Below are 24,189 nucleotides of genomic sequence, written 5' to 3'. Positions count from 1 at the left end.
ACGGCTTCCCCCGGTGATCAGGCCCGGAGTGGAATTGAAGATGGGAATTTTAGAGGATTTGCGCTTCGGGCGGTCCGCGCTGAGACCAGCTGCGGCGTTCGCTCATTTGAGCTGCTGTGACGACGCCGTGCTCGACGCGTAGCTCGGACGCGAGGGCCGATGAATTGGCCGCCGAAGCCGCGATTGCCATGACCGATGGAGCGGTCGAAGTCAACGCGTGGGGCATGAACGGGCATGAGTCCAGAGCGGAAATCGTCGTCTCGCCGCTGGAGTCAACCGCCTGTGACGCTTCCGAGTCCATGGCGCAATGATGCTTGCCATTGCGACGGCAGCAAGCGGGCAGGCGCGATTCATCCACCTTGCCGGACCATACTGAAGCCGGACCGGACATCAGGCCAGACGCCAGTATGCTTGCGGGAGCTGCCTGTCCCAATCCGAGAACCAGCAGCATTAAAATGGAAAGAGTCCGTCGCATCCGACTTTATCGTACACGAGCCGCATTCCCGGAGGCATCGCCTCAGGTATTATCGGAAAAACGCGAATTCCCGTAATCCTTCGCGCCTTGGTTTCGTACCCTTATGCAGTAAACAAGAGTTTCAAACAAGAGGAAGTCTCCGTGTCTCAAAGCTCCGCGTCCGTTTCGTCTTCGTTTCCGACAAACTCTTCCCGTCCGCTCCGCGTCGCCATCTTCGGCTTTGGCACCGTTGGCAGTTCGGTGGCCCGCATCCTTGTTGAATCGGCCCCGGCTGGCCTGGAACTGACGCACATCGTCAATCGCAATGTCGACCGCAAGCGAGTTGACTGGGTTCCGGCTTCGGTCACCTGGACCGAGGATACGGAATCCATCCTGGCGCGTTCGCCGGGAGGCCCGGACATCATCGTCGAGCTCGCTGGCGGATTGCAGCCAGCCGGAGACTGGGTGCGCAAGGCCCTGACATCCGGAAAAAGCGTCGTGACCGCGAACAAGAAGTTGATCGCCTATCACGGCCTCGAACTTGAATCGATGGCCGCCGCCAACGGCCTGCATTTGCTTTACGGAGCCGCAGTTGCCGGGGGCATTCCGGTCATTCCAGGCCTGGAGCACGGTCTTGCCGGCGATCGCGTGGATCGTGTGGAAGGAATCTTGAACGGCACATGCAACTTCATTCTCAGCAAAATGGAGGCTGGCGCGGAATACGGCGCTGTGCTGGCCGAAGCACAAGCGCTGGGCTACGCCGAAGCCGATCCCACGGAAGACGTGGCCGGATACGATGCACGGGCTAAACTGTCGATTCTGATCCGTCTGGCGCTACGGGCGCAGGTGCATCCGGAAGATATTCTGGCTTGCCCGATTACCGAAGTTACGGCTATCGACTTCTCGTATGCCCGGGATTTGAATTGCACGATCCGGCAGATTGCCCGCGCGGAGCGCGTCGATGGCCATCTGGCCGCGACCGTCCGGCCGATGCTGGTGCCACTGACCTCACCGCTGGCCTGGTCGCGGGGAACGGAAAACATGGTTGTCACCACCGGCCACTATGGCGGAGATGTCGTCTTCTCTGGTCATGGCGCTGGCGGCCATCCCACTGCGGTCGCAGTGGTGAGCGACCTGGTCGGGCTGGCCCAGGGATCGTGCCGGATAGCGATTCCCAGCAAGCCTGCCACGGTTGGCACCGAGCTGGAAGTGCCGCACTACATTCGATTCACGGTCAGCGACCGGCCTGGCATCGTGGCCGGCATTGCCGGAGCGCTGGCCCGTGAGAACATCAATTTGAACGCTATCCTTCAGAAGCCGGGATTTTCGCTCGATAAATTGCCGTTTGTGGTCACGGTTGAGCCTTGCAAGACTTCGTCGCTCAAACGCGCGTTGAAGGAGATTGGTCAGATGTCTGCGCTGCTGGAGAAGCCGTTGGACCTGCAGATGCTGGAGAAGTAGGGATACGGAATGCATGGACTGAGCCCGGATACCGATGTTAGCTTCTTCGTCGGCCAGACACTGATTCAGGCTTGCTTTGGTCCGCATGATCTCATTCTTAACTTTCAGGGAGATACCTTGGCCACGGTCTCGATCTGGTCCTCGATCGGATGCGTAGACGGGGACGGTGCGTGCAAGAAATCTGAGGATTTCAGAGAAGAAGCCGACTTCCTCCTGAAGTTGCTCAATGTAGCAATTGTCTCGTCGCAGATGTCAGCGGGCAGCGTATTATGTCTGGGCTTTGAGAATGGCACACAGCTCGAGATATACGACGACAGCGATCAATATGAATCTTATTCGATCCACTACGCGGGCAAGTCTACCTATGTTTGATGGACGCCATCCGAGTACGCGAAGGGTCTTGAGGTCGCAGCAAAGAGCACCTATTCGCGCAATGCCGTCTCAAAGTCCTGTCCGCCATAGAAGATTCCGTAAACAGTCACTTGGCCATCTGTAGCATCGAAGGCGATTGTAACTCGCTTCTTATAGCCCATCGTACGCAAACCTGGACGAATCTCTTCTCGCACCGTGCCTCGCAGGGGAAAGGTCGCGAGACTCTCGCATTGGCTCACGATATCTTCTGTGTACTTAGCGGCAATCTCTGGCGAGGCTGCCGCGGCGATATAGAAATAGAGGGCTACAAGCTGAGCCTCTGCCTCGGGCGTATAGATAACGCGATAGATCATCCGGCGCGCAGTGTCGATTTACGGGCAGCAGCCAGCGAGGCGCGCACCTTGTCTGCCGAGACAGCCCTGGACGGATCGGCCTTGATCGCATCGTAAGCCGGAGCAACCTGCTCCCGAAGCCAGGTTTCCAGCGCCCGTTCATGGAGTTGCAGGGTCCGCAGTCCATCGCGAATGACTTCACTCTCACTCGCATACTCGCCGGATTCGACCTTGGCACGGACCATTTGTGCCATTTCGTTCGTTAGCGTAATGCTGAATTGCTGAGTTGTTCGCATAAATCCGCTCCGAATAGGATTCTATCCTACTCGAATATTCCGGTTTTTGCAGAACTTCGTCTATGCCTTGATCGGGCCGGTCGACTCCCGCACAACCAGCTCCGGCTCCATGACCACTTCGGCTGCGAGTTCTGTCTTTTCGGGGTTGGCGATGCGCTCCAGCAGGATTCGCGCGCCGCGCTTGCCCATCTCGTTCAGTGGTTGCCGAACTGTTGTCAGGCTGGGCGTGCAGAAAGCGGCGGACTGAATATCGTCGAAGCCGACGACGGAAACATCGGCCGGGACGCGCAATCCGGCCTCGCTGAGGGCGCGAATCGCGCCAATTGCGGCAATGTCATTGAAGCAGAAGACTGCGGTGAAGGCGCGGGTTCTTGCAAGCAACTGTTTCATCGGCAGGTAGCCGATCTCGGGCGACATGGGGTGGTGGCCGGTCTTTTCGCTCCAGCTTCCGTTGCCGTTTCCGGCGTCGATGCGGGTTTCGAGGCTGGCGTCCAGCTCCAATCCGAGTGCCCGGGCGGCCTGCTCGATCCCTTCCCAGCGAAAGTCCGAGTCCGGGATGGCTTTCGGTCCGCGCATGAAGGCAATGCGCCGGTGGCCAAGCTCGTAGAGATGACCAAGGGCCAGTTCGGCGGCCTTGAGATGGTCAAGCACGATATGCGTCACGCCTGCCTCGGAGCCGTGTGCCGAGATTGCCACCACAGGCACCGGCACGTCGATCTCAGCTGGAGTGTTCAGGAGCAGAAAGCCGTCTACGGCGCGTTCCACCAGCATGCGCGGGTACTCTTCGAGCAACTCGGGACGCCAGTCATGGCATGCGGTGAAATAGAAGTACCTGGCCAGTGTCAGTTCCTCGACCACGCCGCTCATTACGCGGGTAAAGTAACCTTCGCTGAGATCGGGCGCGAGCACGCCGACGCTCATACTGCGGCTCTGGCGTAGCGACCGCGCGAAGTAGTTAGGCCGGTAATTCAACTTCTCGGCGGCGTCCAGGACGCGCTGGCGCGTTTCCTGCGGAATCGATTTCGCAGACGGAGAGTTGTTTAAGACCAGCGAAATCGTTGTCTGTGATAGCTGAAGATGCTCGGCCAGCATTTTCAGGTTGACATGGCCAGGCTTCGAATCTGACGGTACCTTTGGCATCCGTCAATTTGTAACAGAATTGAAGTATGGAGTAAAAGGCTTTTCCAGAAGGAAAGTACCGAAAACTGACATTTCGAAGAAACGGGGTTTTAGCGTGGGCTATCTGACTTCAAAGATCGGGTGGATTCCCAGGCTTTGGCGTACTTCCAGCTCGTGTAAGCCGAGTGATAGAGATGAAAAAGCAGCCCCTCGCGGCCATCCAGAAAGCCGCTCCGAAAGAAATAGTTTTTCACGAAGGTAAGTACGGGATTCACAACCGTCATGGCCAGGAATTCAAAGAGACCGCGGCAGCTTCGGTCTTTGCGCAGGACGAGCGGGACGCTGGCGGAGCTGTAGCGGTTCATATGTTCGACATAGAGCGCGACGGTCGGATACTGGTAATGCAGCAGGTCGCCGCGTAACTTACCCTTGGGCCCGGGCCACTTAGGCGTCGCGTGCGGTTCGGTATCTTCGGGCAGGCGCGCCGTTCCCTGGCGGAACAGGCGCAGCTTATAGTCGGGATACTGCCCGCCGTAGCGCATCCAGCGGCCGAATATCTGATTGCGGCGCGGCACCCAGTAGGCATCAAACTTTGGCTCGCCTACAAGCAGCGCCCGAATCTCGGTCTGCAACTCCGGTGTCAGCTCTTCGTCCGCGTCGAGCGAAAAGACCCAGGGTGAGGTGCATTTGTCGATGGCGGAGTTCATCTGCGGCCCGTAGCCTTTCCATGGCTCAATGAAGACCTTGACGCCGAACTCCTTTGCAATGGCGACCGTATCGTCCGTAGAGCCGGAATCGACCAGGACCAGCTCGTCGGCCCAGGCAACGCTGGGGAGTGTACGGCGAAGATTCGCCGCCTCGTTGCAGGCCAGGATAGCTATGGAGAGCTTCATCGGATGGGGTATTGGCTGAATGGGGCGAGATCAGGCAGTGTGCTCTTCAATCAGGCGCTTCACCAGCGGGCCGAGTTTCTCGCCCGTCTTGGACAGGACAAAGCCTTCGGTGGTGAGATCCAGCTTGAAGCTGGTGCTGCGGGCGGAGATCCAGATCTGTTGCACTGGAGTATTAGGTGTGATCACGAATTTGCCTTCGGGTTCCTCGAAGATTACATAAAGCGCGCCGGCCTGCTCTTCTACTTCAAAGTTGCCGTCGTCTTCGGAGGCGTAGAGTTCCTGTTTGAGTTCTTCAATGGCCGCATCGGCCGCCTTGCGAAATTCCACTTCGTCCATCATGCCGCCAGTGTATCAATTCAAGGCTATTTTCTGCCCAAATTGGGACAGAAGGGCGCGCGATTAACTCCGATTTGGCTTTTGTTGGGCTTTGTACCGGTTTTCTCTGTCAATTCACATCCGCTTCGTACACCCTTTACTTGATTTGCAGCAGTCTAATAAACGTAAGGCCACTTCAACCAACACCACTTCGACTGGAGACAATCGTGAAAATACGAAAGCTCATCGGATTCTGTTGTGTGACGGCGGTTTTGGGGCTTGCGCTCGCCCCGATCACGGCGGGCGGAGAGTCCCCATTTGCGGTCAGAAGTGCGGGAGCGAAGGCGGACGGGAATTCCGCTTATTTGGTTCGCGAGGTGGTCTATAACGAGCTTCACGATCATGACACGCATGGCTACTGGCGCTATTGGATCGAACGGCATTCCAGCAAAGAGACTCAAATGCAGGAAGCGGTCGAGACTCCAGATGGTCCGGTTGCACGGCTGGAGTTGAACAACGGCCACCCTCTCTCGGAAGATGCCCGCGAGGACGAAGACCGCAGGCTGCAGCATTTGCTGACTTCGCCGAGCGAGCAGGCACAGCATCGCAAAGAATATTCAGACGACGAGCATCGCATTGGCCGCATCCTCGCGCTTCTTCCCGATGCCTTTCTCTATGAGCCTGCGGAGGAAGAAGCTAGGAGTCCGCAGATGCCGGAATGCGCGTGTTATCACATGCGCTTCCGTCCCAATCCCGACTATCCAGCGCACTCGATTGAATCGCGCATTTTTCACGCGATGACTGGCGATCTCTGGATCAGCGTGGATCACAAGCGGCTGGTGCGCCTCGATGGCAAGCTGCAGGAGAATGTGGACTTCGGCTATGGATTCCTGGGCCGTCTGTACAAGGGCGGGTGGTTCCGGCTAGAGAGAACCCACGTCAATGCGGGCAGTTCCGCTTCCGGCAATGGCGATTGGAAGACGCAGCGGCTGGAGGTTCACATGATTGGCCGCGCAATGCTGTTCAAAACCATCGCGCGCGAGACGAGCGAGGTTCGCGGCGGCTTTACGCCCGTGCCCTCCGGGTTGAGTCTGCAACAGGCCGCGGCGCTGGTTCGTGAGCCTGTGATTGCTGCCGGAGCGCAACCCGCCTCATTGGTTACTTCGCGCTGACTTCCGGGCAATTGTTTTAGTGCTGACGGCCTGTTCTGATCCTGACCATCGCAGAGTCTGAGGCCCGATACTATGATGGGGATAGCGGGCTGCGAGATAAGGAATTCAGTGGAGCTAAAGCACCTGACATCGTTCGTCGCCGTGGCAGATCAATTGAGCTTTGTGCGCGCAGCAGTGCAGCTTCACATCTCTCAACCGGCACTCACTGGCCAGATCCAGAAACTTGAGGAAGAACTCGGCGTCCAACTGCTTGCGCGCAACCGGCGAACGGTCAAGCTTACCGATGTTGGAACGATCTTTCTTGAAGAGGCCAGAGCCACTTTAGCCCGGGCCAGGCAAGCTGCGGATCGTGCACAAAAGGCAGCTCGTGGCGAATTCGGAAGGCTCAAGATTGCCTTTGTTTCTTCAGCGGCGCTCGAAATTGTTCCCGGCATCGTAATCGAGTTCAGGAAACAACATCCTGAAGTGGCTCTCGATCTGATCAATATACAGACTGCCAATCAGGTAGAAGGGTTGCTTGAGAAGACCCTTGATATTGGGTTTGTACGATTACCCCTATCCAATGATCAGTTGAGCATCACCATCATCCATCGAGAGAAATTTGTGGTGATATTGCCGAAAGAACACCGGCTTGCCAAGGAGAAGCAGCTTCGCGCTGCGCAGTTGCGGGAGGAGCCGTTTGTCGCATATGGCCGGCGCTGGGCGCCTGGTTTCTTTGATTCCGTTATGCAAATATGCAACCGCGAAGGCTTCAGCCCGAATATTGTTCAGGAAACAGGTGAGATGTACACCGCGATTGCGTTGGTTGGGGCAGGCGCTGGCATTGCAATCCTGCCGCAATCCGTGGTTCGTGCTCAGTCGAGAAATATCGTAATGAAGCCATTGTCGAAATCAACAGAACATTCCGAGATCGCACTTGCCACACGAGCAGGCAATAACTCATCCCTTGTCGAATCGTTCGTCTCTGTTGCGCGCAAGGTATGCAAGACGATTAGTTAAGTTATATGCAAAAACGATAAGTCAAGTTATGATCTGCGTCTCTTCCTGGCCATGCCCTTCTATGCGTTTTTTCTGTAATAACAAAATCTAATTATTGAATGCGAATAATACGATTGGACGAATCTATGGCTGCTCTTTTGTAATCGTAATTGAAAGTGCAACGGCCTTAAACGGCACTTCGAAACACTGTAATAAACAAGGAGTAGAGAGACATGAGCGATCAGAATGAAGAGAAGCCATTTCTCGACGGAGTGTCGAGACGTAGTTTCCTGGGAGTTGGATCAGCCGCGCTGGCAACAGTTGCAATGGCGGGTCTGACGGCCAATGCGCAACAGCGCGATGACACGGCCAAAGCAGAGGGTGACAATTCATCGAGCGATCCAGGGCCTGAAAATCGGGTACTGCTCAAACAGAATCCGCACACCAATACACCTCCACCGACAGACCACGGCGAGATCGGCCCGGTCTGGTACTCTTTTGACCTTTCTCGTAAGCGCGTTGAAGAGGGCGGTTGGACACATCAGGTGACCCAAAGAGAGCTTCCCACTTCGAAAGATCTCGCCGGAGTAAACATGCGCCTGACCTCGGGCAGCTTCCGCGAGTTGCACTGGCATACAGCCAACGAGTGGGCGTTTATGGAGTATGGAACTGCACGCGTCTCGGTGTTGAATCCGGATGGAACCATGTTCATCGATGACGTGGGCCCAGGTGATCTTTGGTTCTTCCCGGCCGGATATCCGCATTCGATTCAAGGGCTTGGGAAAGACGGCTGCCAGTTCCTGTTGGTATTTGATGAAGGGAATTTCTCAGAGGACAATACCTTCCTGCTCTCCGAGTTTGTTGCCCACATTCCGCCAGACATCCTGACCAAAAATTCGCGTCTGTCACCGAGCGATATCGCGAAGCTCCCGAAAGAACAGCTGTATATCTTCCCGGCAGACCTGCCGCAATCGCTGGCCGCAGACAAGGCCGCAATTGGAGGAAGCCGCGTCCAGGCGCCGCAGCAGTACACATTCAAGATGGGATCGATGGCCCCTACATTCACGAGCGCGGGCGGCGAAGTACGTGTCGTCGATTCGTCGAACTTTCCGGCCAGCACCACCGTTGCAGCCGGATTGGTACGTCTCAAGCCGGGAGGGATGCGCGAGCTGCACTGGCACCCCAACGCAACGGAGTGGCAGTTCTGGCTATCTGGAAAGGGCCGCATGACCATCGTTATGCCGGAAGGCAGAGCTCGCACGATGGACTTTAATGCGAATGACGTGGGCTTTGTTCCCGCAGTCGCAGGACACTACATCGAGAACACTGGCACAGAAGATCTTGTGTTCCTTGAAATGTTCAAAGCACCGCGATTCCTGGATATCTCCTTGAACAACTGGATCAGGCGCATGCCGCCGGAAATGGCCACTTCTCACTTGAATCTCGATGCGGAAACGCTCAAGAAGATTCCTTCGGAGAAGCAGGCAGTCATCGCAGGATAATCCAATTCCATCTCCAGCCGGCGCGGACGACTGGTTCCAACCCAGTATTCCGCGCCGTGTTTCACTCGCGCGGTGATGAAAGGTAAAAATGACTGCGTATGAATTCACACTTATTGTCTTTCTTGTTTCTATCTCGGCCGGCCTCCTTGGAGCGTTGACGGGGCTTGGCGGCGGGATCGTTGTTACTCCCGCGCTCACACTTCTACTGGGTGTGGATATTCGCTATGCCATCGGAGCAAGTCTGGTTTCAGTTATCGCAACATCCTCAGGTGCGGCTGCGGCATATGTGAAGGACGGCCTCTCCAACATACGCATCGGCATGTTTCTGGAAATGGCAACAACGGCGGGCGCAATCTGTGGGGCAATCCTCGCCAGCAGGACGCCAACAAACGCGCTGGCAATTCTTTTTGGCGCAGTACTCCTTCACTCAGCCTGGCAGGTGATTCAGGCAAAGAAACAGCAGAATCGGAATCAGGCGGCGGACCCTCTCTGCGAGACGCTTCAGCTCAACGGCGTGTTTCATTCCTCAGAGGGAACAGTCGATTATCGCGTATCACGCGCAAAGTCGGGCTTCGGACTGATGTACGTGGCAGGCGTGCTATCCGGAATGCTGGGCATCGGGTCGGGAGCTCTTAAGGTAATTGCGATGGATCGCATCATGGGCATTCCGTTCAAAGTATCGACGGCTACCAGTTCCTTAATGATCGGTGTGACAGGGGTTGCGAGCGCCGCAATTTATCTCAAGCGCGGATACATTCATCCGCTCATCGCACTACCGGTTATGCTCGGTGTACTTGGGGGCTCAATGCTTGGAGCAAGGCTCCTGCCTCGTATGCCAGTAATGACATTACGCCGCATTTTTGCCGTGGTTGTCGTAGTGATTGCAGTCCAGATGATTACGCAGGGATTGAGAGGAAGGCTATGAGCGCTATTGTATTGACTGATACGAAATTGCAACGGTTGATCGGGGCTACCCTGCGCGGCGGTGTCCTCGTAGCGAGCATAACCGGAATTGTTGGCGGACTCCTATTTCTGACAGCTCCGGATGCAAAGCCTGTATCTTTCCATCTTTTTGAGGGCACTCATTCGCTCTATGCCTTTCCTGGTCTGATGCTGCGTCAGGCATTCGAACTTCATGGCGTTACCCAGCTAGAACGTGGGCTGGCCATAACGCAATTGGGAATCATAGCGCTCCTGCTCACCCCGATCATCCGGGTGACGTTCTCGATTGTCGGCTTTGCTTTGGAGCGTGACCGCATCTATGTCGCCATCACATGTGTTGTGCTGGCGACTCTAATGGGCAGTCTATTGCTGCACTGAATTGACTTCGATATCAATCCGAGAGGCACGACTGATCGTCAGATACATTCAGTCTTCGCCCTCGCATTCACCAATTGTTGAAACGAGCCTCATCGAAAGGAGACTCCTCATGCTTGAAAATTTATTCACCCCCACCCACCTCGCAGTAGTCCTTGGAATCGTCGTGCTCTTCTTCGGAGGGAAGAAGATTCCGGAACTGGGCAAGGGAATCGGCGAAGGGTTTCGCGCATTTCGGGATGGAATTAAAGGCTTTCGCGAAGAGGATCAACCCACGAACAAGGCTTAGTGAGGATGGTGGTCCGTGCTTTCTGCGGACGGGCATCCATGGATTGATGAAGCTCCATGGATGCGCCCTGTCATCAGTTGCGCATCCATGGCCTCGAAAGTGGTCAGAAGGGTATGTCGTCGTCGGTGATTTCTGCCGAGTGTGCGTAGTCGTCACCGCCGGAAGGGCGCTGATCGAAGCTCGATGTGTTGCTGGAATTGCTGCCGCGCTGCTGATAGCTTCCGCCGGAGCTTCCGCCTTCCTCACCGCGGCCTGAGAGCAGCGAGATGTCGCCGACGACAATCTCGGTCCGGTAGACCTTCTTGCCGCTTTCCTTGTCGTCCCAACTGCGGGTGGTCAGGCGGCCCTCGGCGTAAAGCTTGTTGCCCTTTTTCACGTAGTCACGCACAATCTCGGCCAGTTTCCCGTAGGCGGTCAGGTTGTGCCATTCGGTGCGGTCTTGCCAGTTGCCCTGCTGGTCTTTGAACCGTTCGCTGGTCGCAATCGAGAAGTTGGCCACGGGCTGCCCGCTCGGCAGAACCTTAATATCCGGGTCTTTGCCCACATTTCCCAACAGAATTACTTTGTTTACGCTCTTTGCCATAAAATTCGCTCCACTTGCCCAATCACGGGACGTAAGGAAAAAGAATAGCAGAGGATTCGCCTGTCTTCTGCCAGCCGGGGTTGAGTTAAGGCCGCATTGCTATTTGTTGCGCCCTGGATTGCGTCCCTGATCGCGTCCCAGTTCGCGTTTCAGACTGCGCCTGCGCAGCCACTTTGCCGCGCCCAGGACGGTCAGCATCAAGCCGAAAGGAAGGCACATCATGCCGGTAATCAGCGCCAGCCAGCCGGAGTTTGAGCGCGCCCCTTCGACACCGACGCCGCCGAGCAGTGTCATCAGGAGGCCGATTGCCACCACTCCCACGGCCATGATGAGCGATCCCCAGCGTAGTAGCTGGGTCGTGCCGTCGTCGGGTAGAAGGTTATCCTGACCGGTTGTTTGGCGCTTGGGTGCCATCGGGGCTGCGAGCATTCGTCCCTTCGTCTTCAGCTTATGCCCGCGCCGCGGCCAGCATTGCGTAAACAACCACGCCCGTCACCGATACATACAACCAGATTGGGAAGGTCCAGCGGGCGATTTTGCGGTGCATGGGAATTCTGCCGCTGAGAGAAAAGAAGAAAGTCGTCAGAACCAGAGGCAGCGCGATCACGCTCAGGAGGACGTGGCTGATCAGGATTCCGAGGTAGATGGTCTTGATGAGGCCGTGGCCGGGATAGTGGCTTTCGCCATGCAAGGCGTGATTGACGATGTAGCTGACCAGGAAAAGAGACGAAAACGCAAAGGCCGTGAACATGGCCGCGCGATGAGCAGGAATTCGCTTCGCCCGGATGAACGTGTAGCCGATGAGCAGGGCCGAGGCGCTGAGTCCGTTGAACAGTGCGTTGAGCGCGGGCAGGAAGGTGAGTTCGACGCTGGCTGCGTCCGCTGCCGGATGAACATAAATCAGCCAGAAGAGGAACAGCGTGGCCACCAGGCTGATGGCGACGATCGCTGCGATGTACGGCCGGGGACTGGCTGTGGGAGGTATTTGTCGATTGTGGGCTGTGGTTTGAGTCGTCATAATTCCAGGTCAGTGTTAGTTCGTCGTTGGCGATTCTTCGCGAATCATGAGGAAAAATGAGAGCTATTTCACAGTCGCGGCGAGCATCAGGACGGTGAGCAGCAGCGGCAGGTAGAGGACGCTCACCTTCAACAGATCGCGGGCGAACATGCGGCTTTGCGTCTCAGTCGTGGCGCGCAGAATGCGGCTGAAGCGGATGGTGTAGCCAAGATAAACCAGCCCCAGCACCGTGGCCAGGATCGCGTAGGTCAGCCCGGCCATGCCGAGCCACCAGGGCGCGAGGCTCACTGGAATCATGAGCACCGCATAGAAAAGCGCTTCGATCACGGTGGAAAAGCCGTCCGGCTGCACAACCGGGAGCATGCGGATGCCGGCGCGGCCGTAGTCATGCCGGTAGAGCCAGGCGATGGCCATGAAATGCGGAAACTGCCATACGAAAAGGATCGCGAAGAGGGCAATGCCGGGCCACTCGATCTGGCCGCGCGCGGCTGTCCACCCGAGCAGCGGACCTGCCGCGCCGGGAAATGCCCCGAGGAATGTGGCGAGCGTCGTAACCTGCTTGAGCGGCGTGTAGATGGCTACGTACAGGAAGACGGTCAGCAGCGCCAGGCCCACGGTGAGCTGGTTGGTGAAGTACTGCAACCACAGACCACCGGAAATGACTGCTCCCAGACCGAGCGCGAGGCCCTGGAAGAGCGAAATCCGTCCGGCCGCGATGGGCCGCTGGGCGGTGCGGATCATCTTGGCGTCGGTCTTGCGCTCCAGGGCTTCGTTCAGCGCGCTTGCGCCTGCGGAGACAAGTGCCACGCCGACAAGGGTTTCCAGCAAGGTTTCGAATTGGCCGCGTTGGATGCTGGAGATCCCGGAGTGCATCGATCCAAGGTAGAAACCGGCCCAGGTGGTGACCAGGACCATCGCCGTCACCTTAAATTTGAAGAGTTCGCGCAGGTCGCCTATGAATGTAGCCGTGGCGCCCGGTGCGGGATGCAGCACGGCGGAGGCGCTTCCCGGTCCGGATGCTTTTTCCAAAATTGTCGGCGACTTCGATCCCGCTGCCGGAGCGGGCAACTGGATTCCCGCTTTGGCGGTCGCTGAAGGGGCAGTGGACATTCGGAAGGGAAGACCTCACTTGCGGCAACGCCGCCGGTTTTCTGTAAGGCGCAAACTATCCTGATGATAGCAAGGCTGAAACTTGGATGCTTCCGCACTATGGTAAGGGTCCAACCAGTTTTGCCAAAAGGCAGGAAATCCGGGCCGGATTTCCTTTCGGATTCCTTCCTTAACGTTGCAGCTCCTTGATTTGGCCGACGATCGGCTGACCGATTGATTGGTTTGACCCGATCGATTCGAGAATGGTCTCCACAATCGCGCCCGGGGGCAGGGAATCGACCGCGACGGTCAAGTGTGATGCGCGATAGAGTGGCAGACGGCGCCGGTAGCGATCTTCGAGATTGTCCCGGTCCTGCAGGACGGGTCTCAGCGGTTCCGTTCCCCGGCAGCGGGTGAGAACGGTTTCAAGAGTGGCCTCCAAATGGACCAGGCGCGTGCCGTCCCCGGTTAGAAGCAGGTTGCGGGTGTGCGAATCTTCGATTGCGCCGCCGCCTAGGGCGAGGACGAGCGATTCGGAGGCCAGCAGCCGGCGGATTGTCTCCTGTTCGAACTGACGGAACCAGGGTTCGCCGCGATTCTGGAAGATCTGCGCGATTGTGGTTCCCGTGGTGGCTTCGATCTCGGCATCGACGTCAAGAAATTGCCAAGATAGACGCCGGGCCAGCAAGCGCCCGACCGTCGTCTTTCCCGCGCCCATAAATCCAGTCAATACAATCCGTCGCACTCCGGCAGGTGCTTCTACGGCAAGCTCAATCGGCACTCGATCCGAATTCCCAGACGGCATTTCAGGCGTCTCCGCGCTCGATCGCCAATTGAATATTGGCCCAGAGCTCGTCGCGGGGCTCTTCTTCGATGGGCATCAGTTGGCGCGCTACTTCAGCAATGTACTCGAGTTCGCGCACCAGTGCGCTGCATCGCTCACAGGTAAGCATGTGGGGATCTGCCTGTAACTCCTCGCCTGCGCCGACGCGTTCCGGCATACTGGCCTGAAATCTGGCGCAATCTGCGTCGAGGATGTCCCGATTGATTTCTTTGACTTCTTCTGATGTGCGGTACCTATCCTGGGGTTGGGTCACTTGGCCATCTCCTCATCCGCAGGGGCGCGCAGCGCTTCCCGCAACTTCATTCGGGCCTTATGGAGCTGAGACTTTGAATTTCCAATGGAACAGTCAAGCAAGGTTGCGATTTCGTTATGTTCATATCCTTCAATATCATGCAGGACGAAAATAAGACGGTATCCCGCCGGGAGGCTTTCCACCGCTTTTTCCAGTGTCATGCGATCGATCGAGCCAGTCAGACGCAAATCCGGCGCCCCAAAGCTGCGCGCGGGACCGTGGTCTGGCGAAGGATCAAGCGCCTCATCCAACGAGATGAGATTCAGGCCCTTACGTCGAAGGTGCATCAGCACCACGTTGATAGTAAGGCGGTGCAGCCAGGTCGAGAAAGCTGAATCGCCACGAAATGTTGCGATCTTCCGATGCAGTTGCAAGAAAGACTCCTGCGTCAGGTCCTCGGCTTCTGCTACGTTGCCCAACATGCGCAGGCATAAGGAATAGACCCGGCGCTTATGAGCCGAATAGAGCTGGGCAAATGCCGCATGATCCCCCGATTGTGCCCGGGCGAGGATGACAGCTTCCGCCGATTCGCCTTCCGCGCCTGCATCCTGCGTTTTCGCCGGTCCAGTAGATGCCGGAACTGATTCTTCGGAGCGATCCGTCCGCGCACCTTCTGATCGGTCGCGGTCTGAAGAATCCTCCTGCTCCTGAGTATTGGATGCATTCTCGGCGGTTTGCGTCTGAGCGCTTTCTCGGACCGGATCGTAACCCGTTTCGGCCTTGGCGGTCTCAGTTGCATCAGCGGCCGGGAGATCAGTGTCAGTCACGCCGGGGGATTTCGATAAGCCCATTGGGAGTCCTTCGAACCTAAAAGGTGCATCTGTCCGTCCAAATGCAAGGCTGAGCACTTGACCAGTCGCTGTTGAGGCTTTGCTTCATCCGGCCTGGCGAATGCCCCGGGATGTCTGCCAGATCGTGAACCAGGCTCGGAGCGGGCTGCGAGCATTTGCCCCGGCGTAGTTCGCTTGAGGTTATTAGTATAGGGAGCAGCGGTTAAGCGCAATAGGGTACCGTCCGATGGGGCCTGATTCTGGATCTGTCGGCGAACCCGAACGGCGTTGAAAAAGAGAACCTTGGTGCGCGAAAACGGATTCCTCGCCGCGTCCGAAACAGATCAGGGGGCGGCGATAGGTATTTGGTAGGATTGACCGGATTCCCTTGCCTTCGCGCGTTTTGGGTGGCCTGGGTTCCGAGTGGCCACTGGGATTCTGGTTGGGGTAACGGTGCTTCTCGGATGCATGACGGGAAGTCGCTCGTGTTTTGGAGATTTGGAGCCATTCTGTTCACAGTGAAAGCGAAAAAGGAGCCCACGAACCGGACTAAATCTCGCGCGGGCTTTCGCGGAGGCCCGCTCCGCGTTACAGGCCTGTTTTTTGCCTGTCTACTGGGAACGCTGGATGGAAATGGCCGATTCGCAGCCGTCGCGCAGGCAATCGGTCCGGAAACTCGCCAACCGTCGACTGACAAGTCGGCCGGGAGCGAATCTCTTCCCGATGCTCCGTCGCCGCAGCAGGAAGGGGCTGCATCGGAATCAAATTCCGCAGCCAGGCCGGCCAGTCTAGCCAGTCCACGCCCCTATGAGGGCGATTTCGCGGGGAGCGAGCAAACGGCCGAGGACCGGCTTGAGGCGTTGGAGGGGAAGACGGTCTTGCGCATTGACTTCGAAGGAGTCGCCGCGCCGCGGCTCGCTCCGCTGCCGGATCAGTTGCCGCAGCAGCCAAACGTCCCGCTTCGCGCCGAGAACGTTCGCCAAAGTCTGCGCCGGCTTTACGCGTCCGGCCTGTATGACTCGATTACGGCGCAGGGAAGCATCGCGGACGGACGCGTGGTACTCGTTTTTCGTGGAACGCCACGGACTTTTATCGGCCTGGTCAGCGTGAACGGAGCAAAAGGCAGCAACACCAACTCCCTGCTGGCCCGTATCAGCCGTCTGACGCCCGGTACTCGCTTCGTCGCCTCCGGTCTGGACCGCGCCGAGGCGGCGATGCGGCATTCGCTGGCCGACAGCGGCTACTATGAGCCGGTTTTTTCGTATTCGCTCTCCCAGCACCCGGAGAACCAGCTTGTGGATATCGCTTTTACCGTCGATTCCGGGCCGCACGCGAAGATTGGAGCCGTGTCCGTGAGTGGAGAAAGCGGACTGACGCCGGAGGAATTCCGGAGCTACTCGAAGCTGAAATCAGGGCATACCGTCGACCAGGAAACCACTTCGAGGGCGCTCAACGGTGTGGAGAATCACTACCGAAAGGAGCAGCGGCTGGAGGCCGAGGTCAGGCAAGAGTCGAAGCAGTACATCGTCGCGAACAAAGCGGTGGATTATCAGTTTTTCGCCAATCGCGGGCCGGTCGTCCATGTCTCCGTTGACGGCGTCAAGCTGAGCGATGCGAAGATGCGCAAGCTATTGCCGATCTACGAAGAAGGAAGCGTGGATGAAGACCTCCTTAACGAAGGCAGCCGGCGGCTTCAGAACTACTGTCAGCGGCTTGGTTTCTTTGACGTGAAGGTGCAGCATGAGCAGAAGCCTCCGAGTGCCGATCTGGTCGATATTGCCTTCCACGTGCAGTTGGGTGCGCGGCATCGCGTGGGCAGCGTAACGATTGCCGGCGCCAAATACTTTGATCTGCCCACGCTGCAGGAACGGCTAAGCGTGCGCGCGCGGGACGCCTTTGATCGTGAGGGTGTCTACAACCAGTCTCTCGTCAATACCGATGTGAGTTCCCTGGAAGCCATTTACCAGAACAACGGATTCGCGCACGTGAAGGTGACGCCTGAGATTCTGGACGAAGACAATCGAGGCCAGGGCAACGGGGCGCAACCTGGCGCGGGTCAGAGCCGGAGTCAGAGTCAGGACCAGAGCCAGAGTCGAAGCCGGGCACACGGCAAGCTCGTCGGCCTCGACGTGGTGTACCACATCGAAGAAGGGCAACAGGAGCGCATTCATTCCGTGCAGCTTGAGGGAACAGAGCGAATTGCGCCGGCTCAATTGACAAAGCTCCTGAATACCGCTCCGGGGCAGCCGCTTTCGCCGGAGAGCCTGGCTGGCGATCGCGAGGCCCTGCTCACCTACTACCTCAGCCGCGGATTCGATCAGGCCCAGGTCGATGTCGCCCAGGCCGCGCCTCAGGGTACACAGAAAACAGACAAGCAGACGCAGGAAAATCAGCAGCCGGATAAACAGACTGGAGCCTCCGGCCAGGTGGATATTATCTTTCACATTCGCGAAGGTGAGCAGGTTTTCCTGCGCGGCCTGATGATCACAGGCCTGCATTACACCCGGCCGCAGACCATCGCGCACGGCATCACGATGAAAGAAGGCGAGCCACTCGATCAATCGGCGCTTCTGGATACGCAGCGCAATCTGTACGACCTGGCGCTCTTCAACGAGGTCAGTCCCGTGATTCAAAATCCCACGGGCGAGGAACCGCGCAAGACCGTCCTGCTGCAGACGACCGAGGCCCGGCGATGGGATCTCAGTTACGGAGGCGGCTTTGAGGTGCAGACCGGCACCGTGAACGGAGGGAGCTCTCCCGGCCCGAATGGAACAGTTGGCGCGAGTCCACGCGGAGTCCTTGAGCTGAGCCGCATCAATCTCTTTGGCCGCGACCAGACCGTTTCCGTTCGCGGGAATCTAGGCCTGCTGGAGCAGCGGGTCCAATTCGTGTACCAGTATCCCCATGTTTTCGGCGCCAGGAACTTCAATTTCAGTTTCTCTGCGGGCTACAACAACAGTCAGGATGTTGTTACCTACAGCGCCTCGCAACTGGAAGGCAGCCTGCGCCTGACGGAGAAGTTCAACGGCGAACACACGCTGTTCAGCAAGGCCAATACCTTCATCTACCAGTTCGTATATCGCCGGGTAAAGGTGAACCAGGACAGCGTCGCGCTGCCGATCACGGAGATTCCCCTTCTGTTGCAGGCGGTGCGCGTAGGCGGCCCGAGCTTTACATGGATTCGTGATACACGCGACGCCCCGCTGGACGCTCATCGCGGTACCTACACGAGCTTTCAGGAGTTCATCTCTTCGGCAATCTTCGATTCGGAGGCCAACTTCAACCAGTTGGACGCGTCCAACTCCAGTTACTACGATCTGGACCATCATCGCTTCGTTCTGGCGCGTAACACGCGCTACGGGCAGGAGCGGGCTTACGGTAACGCAGTGGATGAGAGCATTCCCTTGCCGGAGCGGCTTTACGCCGGCGGCGGCAACTCCCATCGCGGCTTCGGCGTCAACTCCGCCGGTCCGCGTGATCCTCAGTCGGGCTTTCCCATCGGTGGCGCTGCCGTATTCGTAAATTCGACCGAGTTGCGCATGCCGCCGCCGACTTTGCCGTATGTCGGTAACTCTGTGAGTTTCGTGCTCTTTCACGATATGGGCAACGTCTTCGACAACTCACGCGATGTCTGGCCCAGCTTTTTACGATTCCGCCAGCAGGACCGCGCGGGATGCCGCGACCTGGCGCCAGGGCCGCCGACCGGAACGGTCACATCGACCGGCACGGAAGGCACTTGCAGCTTTAACTATTTCTCGCATGCGCTCGGACTCGGCCTGCGGTATCACACGCCGGTTGGGCCGGTGCGTGTCGATTTCAGCTGGAATCTCAACCCTCCGATCTATCCTGTGACCTACAACACGATCACAGACACGAACCTAACCAACCCGTACGAAGGCGAAGGTGCGCATTTCAACTTCTTCTTCAGCCTGGGGCAAAGCTTCTGATGCGGATCAATGCAACGATCGCAGTCCATTGCGCGGCCCAGGCCGCGGCGTTGCTCCTGCTGATTTGTTGCGTTGTGCCGGCTCACGCGCAGGCTGACTCCGCGCCTGCGAGTCCAGAGCCGGAAACAGCGCCGCACGCTGAGACACTGGACAGCGTTGTTGCGGTCGTCAACAACCAGGTGATCCTGGCCAGCGATATCGATCTGGAGATGCGCCTCTTCCGCCTGTTGCCGATCGGCACCCGCGTCGATTTCACTCGCGCGAAGGCGCTCGAGCGAATGATCACCCGTACCCTTATCGAACAGCAGATTCTGCTGGAAGATCCGCAGGGCCTCGACGTTACGCCGAAGGACCTTGAGGACTCTCTTGCTGAGCTGCGCCAGAGCCTGCCGGCCTGCAAGAGCCACGATTGCGCCACCGCAGAGGGATGGTCCTCGTATCTAGCCACGCTCGGTCTTACTCCGGAACGGGTTTCCGCATACTGGGCGCGCCGGATGGCGCTGCTCCGCTTCATCGAAATGCGCTTCCGCAGCGGCATCCGCATCCTGCCGGACGAGATTCGGAAGTACTATCAGGAGACGCTGGTTCCGAAGTATGCAAAGCCTGAAGACGCACCATCTTTAGAGAAGCTTTCCCCGCGGATTCAAGAGATTCTCTTGCAGCAGAAGGTGAATGTTCTGCTGGGCGACTGGGTGAAGAGTCTTCAGGATCAGGGCCAGGTTGAGATTCTCGATCCCGCGTTGCGCGACGCGGCTCCGCCCGAGTCAGGAGCGGAAGCATCGCCCAGCGCACCGGCAGAGAGCGCATCGCCCGGGAAGGGAGGCAGACCGTGACAACTTCCAATGTTCCGGGCGCTCCTGAAACAGGCGAAGTGATCGAACCCGAGGCGACGCCGTCTTCCACCCATCCGCCGACTCGTCGCAAATGGCGATGGAAGCGGCATCTTGGGATTTCCTTCGGAGTGGTTGTCCTGATCCTGGTCGGACTCGTGATCGGGCTGTATTACTGGGCCAGCTCAGCCGCCTTTGAAGACACGGTGCGCCATCGCGTGATCGCGCAACTCACGGACGCCACCGGCGGCAGGGTAGAGATGGGCGCCTTCCATTGGGACCTGCTCCATCTGCGCGTTGAGGCGGATGGCATCACGATTCATGGCCTCGAAGGCGCCAATGAAGCGCCTTACGCGCATGTCGACCGGCTCCGTTTTCAAATTGCGATCCTTGACCTGTTCACCTCCACCTTTTCGCCGCGCATCATCCTGCGCGAAGCGGAGATCCTGCGGCCGGAGTTTCATCTGATCGTCTATTCGGACGGATCGACGAATCAGCCGCATCCGCGCCGAACGCGCAAGTCCACCAAACCGGCGATGGACACGCTCTTCGATGCACAGATCGGCCAGCTTGCCGTGGAACAGGGAACGCTGCATATCGCCGACCTCGTTGTTCCGTTGGATCTGCAGGCTCGCGACGCAAATTTGCAGCTAAGCTGGGTTCCAGACAGCGGCGCGGCGATTGGCCCGACCAACACCAGAGCGGCGAAGCCGAACCCGGCAGGGAGCTACCGCGTTCTGCTCAGCCTCGGCGATCTGGGCTTCGCGCAAGGGAATTTCACGCCGCCGAAGAGCCGGCTCGATGCTTCGCTCACGCTCTTTCACGACAGCGTGCAACTGGACAGTCTGCGCCTGGCAGCTCTGGATCAGACACTATCGCTGAAAGGGACGCTGACTGATTTCGCTCATCCCGCCTGGCAGGGGCAGGCGAGCGGCCAGGTGGACTTGCGCGTCCTGGCGCCTTACACCGGCTTCTTCTTCGTGCGAGAGGGGGTCGTTACCCTTAACGCTTCCGCTTCCGGACGAGGCGCGCAGTTTGGTGTAACAGGCGATCTTGCATCGAGTTCCGTTCACTACCGTGATCCCGTTGTCGATGCGCAGAGCACCCTTACCGCTCGCTTCCGTGCGGATGCGAAGCAGTTGGTTATCTCGGATATCCGGACCCGTCTGGTGCAGGGTGGGGAAGTCGATGGGGAATTTCAGTTCGAAAACTGGCTCGACTTCACGCCGACTCCTGCCGCACAGCTAGCCTTGCGGCGTGCTCACAAATCATGGCCCGTGCCGACAGGCATGGTCCGCGCCAATCTCAACGGCGTGTCATTGGACACCATCCTGACCATGCTTGCCGCTCCGCCGTATCGACATCTTGGTCTCGACACCGTGGTTTCCGGTCCAGCGACCGCGCAATGGACCGGTTTGGCGCAGGATCTTGCCATCGGCGGTCAGTTGGCGCTTGCGCCTTCCGGCACGACGATCCCAGGAGAAGCTCCGGTGCAGGGCTTTGTCGACGGAACATTCCATGCGGATGCCGGATCGATCAATGTCCGCGCGATGGATGTGAAGCTGCCGCACAGCCGTGTTCAGGGCGAAGGCTCACTCGGTGTCTTCCCGATTACTCGCGCGTCCGAGATGGAACTCGTCTTCCAATCGACGGATCTTTCGGAGTTCGACAGCATATTGCGCACTTTGGAGCTGAAGCAGGGTAACCGAGTCGGTTCCGCGGCGCTCCCCGTGGCTCTCAAAGGCGAAGCGCAATTTCGCGGCCAGTTCAACAGCTCCTGGCTGACTCCGCGGGTGGAGGGCCATCTGACGGCGAGCAACATCGGTATCGAGATTCCCTCTGCCAATACCGACCCCAATGCAGCTCTGAGCTTTCTGGACTGGGACTCCATCGATGTGGATGGGTTGTACACCCCGGCAAGCATCGTCATCCACCACGGCCTGCTTCGGCGCGGTGCGGCCAGCCTGACCGTGCAAGGCCACCTCGACGCGGATGACCCCGAATACAAGATCGGCGATACGGAGCCCGAGTTTGATGCGCGCTCGGTGCTGAGCTTGAAGGCGGATGCGGAGCAGTTTCCTCTCAGCGAACTGCTTCCTCTTGCCGGAATCTCCGCCCCGATCGCCGGAAAACTCAGCGCCTCCGTTAGTCTTCAGGGGCAATTGGGCACGGATGCAGGCTCGAACGGACTCTCCGGCACCGGCAATGTCGATCTGGACAAGCTCACGGTGTACGGCGAATCCATCGACCACATCCACGCCGTAGGCTCAGTTGGTGGCCAGCAGTTGAAGATCACCAGCCTGACAGCCCGGCAATCCTCGGGAAAAAATGGCGGACAATTTACCGCGACCGGCAGTTATGACCTTGCCCATAAGAGCTTCAAGGTGGATGCTCGCGGTTCGGCGATCGATCTGGCCAGCATCTCCGAGGTGAAGAGCGCAGGCGTGACCATCGCGGGCCGGGTGGGCTTCACAGCCATCGGCGACGGAGCCATAGCCGACCCGCATTTCGTCGCCCACGCGACTGTAAGCAATGTGAGCGTGGCCGGCGAACCCGTCGCTGATCTGCATCTCTCTGCCACAGCGGCTCAACGCGCGCTCCGATACGACCTCAACTCGCACCAGTCCACCGGCGATTTCACGGCGCATGGCGAAACCAGTCTGAAGACCGACTACCTGACCCAGGCCAGTCTGCAGTTTTCCAAGTTCGATATCGGCGCGTTGCTTAAACTGCTCCACATCACAGGCATCAACGGCCAATCGAACCTGGAAGGCACGGCCAATATCTCCGGGCCGCTGGCTCACCCGGAAAAGCTACGCGGCGAGGCGAAACTGAACGACCTTGCCGTGGTCGTCGAAGGGGTGCATCTGGCGAGCAAAGGCGCAGCCCACGCCACACTCATGGAAGGCGTCGCACGGCTTGATCCTCTGGAAATCACCGGCGAAGACACCGATTTGAAGCTGCATGGCTCGGTTGCGATCACAGGAAAACGGGAGCTCGATCTGCAGGCGGATGGCTCGGTGAACATGCGCCTCGCCGAGACGCTCGATCCGGACCTGATCGCGTCCGGCGCAACCAATTTTCAACTCCAGGCCCACGGATCAATGACCGATCCGATTCTGCAAGGCAGAGTCGAGTTCAAGAACGCTTCGCTCGCGCTTCAGGACTTCCCCAACGGGTTGAGCCAGATTCAGGGGACCCTGGAATTCAATCAGAACCGGCTCGAAGTGCGTTCTCTGACGGCGATGAGCGGCGGCGGCCAGCTCAGCGTTGCCGGATATCTCGGCTTCCAGCACGGTCTTTACGCGGACCTTTCCGCGACTGGGAAAGCCATCCGCCTGCGCTATCCGCAAGGTGTGAGTTCGCTGGCGGACGCCAATCTTCGCTTGCAGGGACCGCAGAACAATCTGCTGCTCAACGGAACCGTCATGGTGACGCGCTTCGCCATCAATTCCGACCTGGACATCGCTGCGTTGACCGCGCAGACCGGCGCGGCGCAGCCGATCGTTTCGCCCGATGCGCCGTCGAATCACCTGCGTCTCGACGTTCACCTCACCTCTGCGCCTCAACTCAACTTCCAGAACGCCTACGCAAAGCTGGCCGGCGACGTCGATCTGCACCTGCGCGGCACACTGGCCTCGCCCTCGCTGCTCGGGCGGATATCACTTACAGAAGGAAGCACCACGATCAGCGGGACCAAATATGAGTTGCAGCGCGGCGATATCAATTTCAGCAATCCGGTCCGCATCCAACCGATTATCGATGTGGATGCGACAGCCCGCGTCGAGGACTACGACATCACCATCGGCCTGCATGGCAGCTCCGATAAGCCGCGACTCAGCTATCGCTCGGAACCGCCGCTGCCCGAAGCCGACATCATTGCGCTGCTTGCCCTCGGGCACACGCAGGATGAGGGAACTACCTACAGCGGCCAGACGCAACAGCAGGCGGGCGACAATCCTATGACCGACGCGCTGCTCGGCGGGGCCCTGAATGCCACCGTATCCAACCGAGTGCAGCGTCTTTTCGGCACCGGAGCGATCAAAGTCGATCCCAACTTCATCGGGACGCTGGGCAACTCGACGGCTCGGGTAACGGTCGTGGAGCAGATCGGCAACAACCTGACCTTTACTTACGCCAGCAACGTAAACACCACCACCCAACAGCTCATCCAGGCGGAAATTGCCATCAATCGCCACGTCTCCCTCGTGCTGACGCAGGATGAATCCGGGATTTTCTCCATGGTGGTGAAGATCCGGCGGCGATTCAAGTAAGATATTTTCCATCCAACCGCCGCGCCGTTCCAAACGGCACAA

The 24,189-nt window shown here is 58.2% G+C and carries 24 protein-coding genes; 11 read left to right on the top strand and 13 right to left on the bottom strand.

Annotation, left to right across the window (positions count from 1 at the left end; all coding sequences use genetic code 11):
- Positions 1 to 49: 49 nt before the first annotated feature.
- Positions 50 to 475, bottom strand: a complete 426-nt coding sequence (locus OHL23_RS14590) for a hypothetical protein (RefSeq protein ID WP_263352643.1) — start codon at positions 473 to 475, stop codon at positions 50 to 52.
- A 141-nt stretch (positions 476 to 616) separates the two neighbouring features.
- Here OHL23_RS14590 and OHL23_RS14585 point away from each other — a divergent pair, with 141 nt between their 5' ends.
- Both OHL23_RS14585 and OHL23_RS14580 read left to right on the top strand, forming a co-directional pair.
- Positions 617 to 1,915, top strand: a complete 1,299-nt coding sequence (locus OHL23_RS14585) for a homoserine dehydrogenase (RefSeq protein ID WP_263352642.1) — start codon at positions 617 to 619, stop codon at positions 1,913 to 1,915.
- A gap of 9 nt (positions 1,916 to 1,924) precedes the next feature.
- Positions 1,925 to 2,287: a hypothetical protein gene (locus tag OHL23_RS14580; protein ID WP_263352641.1), complete on the top strand. Its 363-nt coding sequence runs from the start codon at positions 1,925 to 1,927 to the stop codon at positions 2,285 to 2,287.
- A 50-nt stretch (positions 2,288 to 2,337) separates the two neighbouring features.
- Here the strand turns inward: OHL23_RS14580 and OHL23_RS14575 are convergent, their stop codons facing one another.
- The 5 genes from OHL23_RS14575 to cyaY all read right to left on the bottom strand — a co-directional run bounded on the left by OHL23_RS14575 (position 2,338) and on the right by cyaY (position 5,266).
- Positions 2,338 to 2,640, bottom strand: a complete 303-nt coding sequence (locus OHL23_RS14575) for a type II toxin-antitoxin system RelE/ParE family toxin (RefSeq protein WP_263352640.1) — start codon at positions 2,638 to 2,640, stop codon at positions 2,338 to 2,340.
- Complete coding sequence (locus OHL23_RS14570) at positions 2,637 to 2,915, bottom strand: type II toxin-antitoxin system ParD family antitoxin (RefSeq protein ID WP_263352639.1); 279 nt, start codon at positions 2,913 to 2,915, stop codon at positions 2,637 to 2,639. Before OHL23_RS14570 ends, OHL23_RS14575 begins: the two co-directional genes overlap by 4 nt.
- A gap of 60 nt (positions 2,916 to 2,975) precedes the next feature.
- Positions 2,976 to 4,055, bottom strand: coding sequence for a LacI family DNA-binding transcriptional regulator (locus tag OHL23_RS14565; protein WP_263352638.1), 1,080 nt, complete (start codon positions 4,053 to 4,055; stop codon positions 2,976 to 2,978).
- 89 nt (positions 4,056 to 4,144) lie between these two features.
- Positions 4,145 to 4,927 (bottom strand): glycosyltransferase family 2 protein, encoded by a 783-nt coding sequence (locus OHL23_RS14560; protein WP_263352637.1) that lies wholly within the window; start codon positions 4,925 to 4,927, stop codon positions 4,145 to 4,147.
- A gap of 30 nt (positions 4,928 to 4,957) precedes the next feature.
- A complete protein-coding gene (gene cyaY / locus OHL23_RS14555; RefSeq protein WP_263352636.1) occupies positions 4,958 to 5,266 on the bottom strand; it encodes an iron donor protein CyaY in 309 nt (102 codons plus the stop codon).
- Positions 5,267 to 5,469: 203 nt separating this feature from the next.
- On the opposite strand from cyaY, the gene OHL23_RS14550 reads away from it, so the two are divergent.
- From OHL23_RS14550 to OHL23_RS14525, 6 genes are all read left to right on the top strand, one after another.
- A complete protein-coding gene (locus OHL23_RS14550; protein WP_263352635.1) occupies positions 5,470 to 6,414 on the top strand; it encodes a hypothetical protein in 945 nt (314 codons plus the stop codon).
- A gap of 108 nt (positions 6,415 to 6,522) precedes the next feature.
- Positions 6,523 to 7,413, top strand: a complete 891-nt coding sequence (locus OHL23_RS14545; protein ID WP_263352634.1) for a LysR family transcriptional regulator — start codon at positions 6,523 to 6,525, stop codon at positions 7,411 to 7,413.
- A gap of 212 nt (positions 7,414 to 7,625) precedes the next feature.
- Positions 7,626 to 8,894: a cupin domain-containing protein gene (locus OHL23_RS14540; protein ID WP_263352633.1), complete on the top strand. Its 1,269-nt coding sequence runs from the start codon at positions 7,626 to 7,628 to the stop codon at positions 8,892 to 8,894.
- A gap of 88 nt (positions 8,895 to 8,982) precedes the next feature.
- Entirely contained in the window at positions 8,983 to 9,819 is an 837-nt protein-coding gene (locus OHL23_RS14535; protein ID WP_263352632.1) for a sulfite exporter TauE/SafE family protein, read from the top strand.
- Entirely contained in the window at positions 9,816 to 10,214 is a 399-nt protein-coding gene (locus OHL23_RS14530; RefSeq protein ID WP_263352631.1) for a DUF1634 domain-containing protein, read from the top strand. Before OHL23_RS14535 ends, OHL23_RS14530 begins: the two co-directional genes overlap by 4 nt.
- 109 nt (positions 10,215 to 10,323) lie before the next feature.
- Entirely contained in the window at positions 10,324 to 10,500 is a 177-nt protein-coding gene (locus tag OHL23_RS14525) for a Sec-independent protein translocase subunit TatA/TatB (RefSeq protein ID WP_263352630.1), read from the top strand.
- A gap of 103 nt (positions 10,501 to 10,603) precedes the next feature.
- On the opposite strand, the gene OHL23_RS14520 is transcribed toward OHL23_RS14525, so the two are convergent.
- The 7 genes from OHL23_RS14520 to OHL23_RS14490 all read right to left on the bottom strand — a co-directional run bounded on the left by OHL23_RS14520 (position 10,604) and on the right by OHL23_RS14490 (position 15,117).
- Positions 10,604 to 11,083: a single-stranded DNA-binding protein gene (locus OHL23_RS14520; RefSeq protein WP_263352629.1), complete on the bottom strand. Its 480-nt coding sequence runs from the start codon at positions 11,081 to 11,083 to the stop codon at positions 10,604 to 10,606.
- A 99-nt stretch (positions 11,084 to 11,182) separates the two neighbouring features.
- On the bottom strand, positions 11,183 to 11,512 hold the full coding sequence (locus OHL23_RS14515; protein ID WP_263352628.1) for a hypothetical protein: 330 nt from the start codon (positions 11,510 to 11,512) through the stop codon (positions 11,183 to 11,185).
- Positions 11,513 to 11,531: 19 nt separating this feature from the next.
- On the bottom strand, positions 11,532 to 12,101 hold the full coding sequence (locus OHL23_RS14510; protein WP_263352627.1) for a DUF420 domain-containing protein: 570 nt from the start codon (positions 12,099 to 12,101) through the stop codon (positions 11,532 to 11,534).
- 63 nt (positions 12,102 to 12,164) lie between these two features.
- The gene (gene cyoE / locus OHL23_RS14505) at positions 12,165 to 13,211 is read right to left on the bottom strand and encodes a heme o synthase (protein ID WP_263352626.1); all 1,047 of its coding nucleotides are present in this window, start codon (positions 13,209 to 13,211) and stop codon (positions 12,165 to 12,167) included.
- Positions 13,212 to 13,380: 169 nt separating this feature from the next.
- On the bottom strand, positions 13,381 to 13,995 hold the full coding sequence (locus OHL23_RS14500; protein WP_263352625.1) for a shikimate kinase: 615 nt from the start codon (positions 13,993 to 13,995) through the stop codon (positions 13,381 to 13,383).
- 1 nt (position 13,996) lies between these two features.
- Positions 13,997 to 14,287, bottom strand: coding sequence for a hypothetical protein (locus OHL23_RS14495; RefSeq protein WP_263352624.1), 291 nt, complete (start codon positions 14,285 to 14,287; stop codon positions 13,997 to 13,999).
- Complete coding sequence (locus OHL23_RS14490; RefSeq protein WP_396127362.1) at positions 14,284 to 15,117, bottom strand: sigma-70 family RNA polymerase sigma factor; 834 nt, start codon at positions 15,115 to 15,117, stop codon at positions 14,284 to 14,286. The genes OHL23_RS14495 and OHL23_RS14490 overlap by 4 nt, the downstream gene beginning before the upstream one ends.
- 497 nt (positions 15,118 to 15,614) lie before the next feature.
- On the opposite strand from OHL23_RS14490, the gene OHL23_RS14485 reads away from it, so the two are divergent.
- From OHL23_RS14485 to OHL23_RS14475, 3 genes are read left to right on the top strand one after another with little or no spacing between them, the layout of a single operon-like run.
- A complete protein-coding gene (locus OHL23_RS14485; RefSeq protein WP_263352623.1) occupies positions 15,615 to 19,043 on the top strand; it encodes a POTRA domain-containing protein in 3,429 nt (1,142 codons plus the stop codon).
- On the top strand, positions 19,043 to 19,876 hold the full coding sequence (locus tag OHL23_RS14480; protein WP_263352622.1) for a SurA N-terminal domain-containing protein: 834 nt from the start codon (positions 19,043 to 19,045) through the stop codon (positions 19,874 to 19,876). Before OHL23_RS14485 ends, OHL23_RS14480 begins: the two co-directional genes overlap by 1 nt.
- Positions 19,873 to 24,147: a translocation/assembly module TamB domain-containing protein gene (locus tag OHL23_RS14475; RefSeq protein ID WP_263352621.1), complete on the top strand. Its 4,275-nt coding sequence runs from the start codon at positions 19,873 to 19,875 to the stop codon at positions 24,145 to 24,147. Before OHL23_RS14480 ends, OHL23_RS14475 begins: the two co-directional genes overlap by 4 nt.
- The last annotated feature ends 42 nt before the right edge of the window (positions 24,148 to 24,189 follow it).

Origin of the sequence: Acidicapsa acidisoli, assembly GCF_025685625.1 — a bacterium.
Classification (GTDB): Bacteria; Acidobacteriota; Terriglobia; order Terriglobales; family Acidobacteriaceae; genus Acidicapsa; species Acidicapsa acidisoli.
The sequence above is the reverse complement of the archived record's forward strand: the minus strand, read 5'-3'. Positions and strand labels throughout refer to the sequence as shown.

Coding starts and splice junctions, on each gene's coding strand:
- OHL23_RS14535 (WP_263352632.1), top strand. CDS start 8,983: ATGACTGCGTATGAATTCACACTTATTGTCTTTCTTGTTTCTATCTCG.
- OHL23_RS14530 (WP_263352631.1), top strand. CDS start 9,816: ATGAGCGCTATTGTATTGACTGATACGAAATTGCAACGGTTGATCGGG.
- OHL23_RS14480 (WP_263352622.1), top strand. CDS start 19,043: ATGCGGATCAATGCAACGATCGCAGTCCATTGCGCGGCCCAGGCCGCG.
- OHL23_RS14590 (WP_263352643.1), bottom strand. CDS start 475: ATGCGACGGACTCTTTCCATTTTAATGCTGCTGGTTCTCGGATTGGGA.
- OHL23_RS14580 (WP_263352641.1), top strand. CDS start 1,925: ATGCATGGACTGAGCCCGGATACCGATGTTAGCTTCTTCGTCGGCCAG.
- OHL23_RS14515 (WP_263352628.1), bottom strand. CDS start 11,512: ATGCTCGCAGCCCCGATGGCACCCAAGCGCCAAACAACCGGTCAGGAT.
- OHL23_RS14500 (WP_263352625.1), bottom strand. CDS start 13,995: ATGCCGTCTGGGAATTCGGATCGAGTGCCGATTGAGCTTGCCGTAGAA.
- OHL23_RS14560 (WP_263352637.1), bottom strand. CDS start 4,927: ATGAAGCTCTCCATAGCTATCCTGGCCTGCAACGAGGCGGCGAATCTT.
- OHL23_RS14525 (WP_263352630.1), top strand. CDS start 10,324: ATGCTTGAAAATTTATTCACCCCCACCCACCTCGCAGTAGTCCTTGGA.
- OHL23_RS14490 (WP_396127362.1), bottom strand. CDS start 15,117: ATGGGCTTATCGAAATCCCCCGGCGTGACTGACACTGATCTCCCGGCC.
- OHL23_RS14510 (WP_263352627.1), bottom strand. CDS start 12,101: ATGACGACTCAAACCACAGCCCACAATCGACAAATACCTCCCACAGCC.
- OHL23_RS14565 (WP_263352638.1), bottom strand. CDS start 4,055: ATGCCAAAGGTACCGTCAGATTCGAAGCCTGGCCATGTCAACCTGAAA.
- OHL23_RS14570 (WP_263352639.1), bottom strand. CDS start 2,915: ATGCGAACAACTCAGCAATTCAGCATTACGCTAACGAACGAAATGGCA.
- OHL23_RS14540 (WP_263352633.1), top strand. CDS start 7,626: ATGAGCGATCAGAATGAAGAGAAGCCATTTCTCGACGGAGTGTCGAGA.
- OHL23_RS14520 (WP_263352629.1), bottom strand. CDS start 11,083: ATGGCAAAGAGCGTAAACAAAGTAATTCTGTTGGGAAATGTGGGCAAA.
- cyaY (WP_263352636.1), bottom strand. CDS start 5,266: ATGATGGACGAAGTGGAATTTCGCAAGGCGGCCGATGCGGCCATTGAA.
- cyoE (WP_263352626.1), bottom strand. CDS start 13,211: ATGTCCACTGCCCCTTCAGCGACCGCCAAAGCGGGAATCCAGTTGCCC.
- OHL23_RS14575 (WP_263352640.1), bottom strand. CDS start 2,640: ATGATCTATCGCGTTATCTATACGCCCGAGGCAGAGGCTCAGCTTGTA.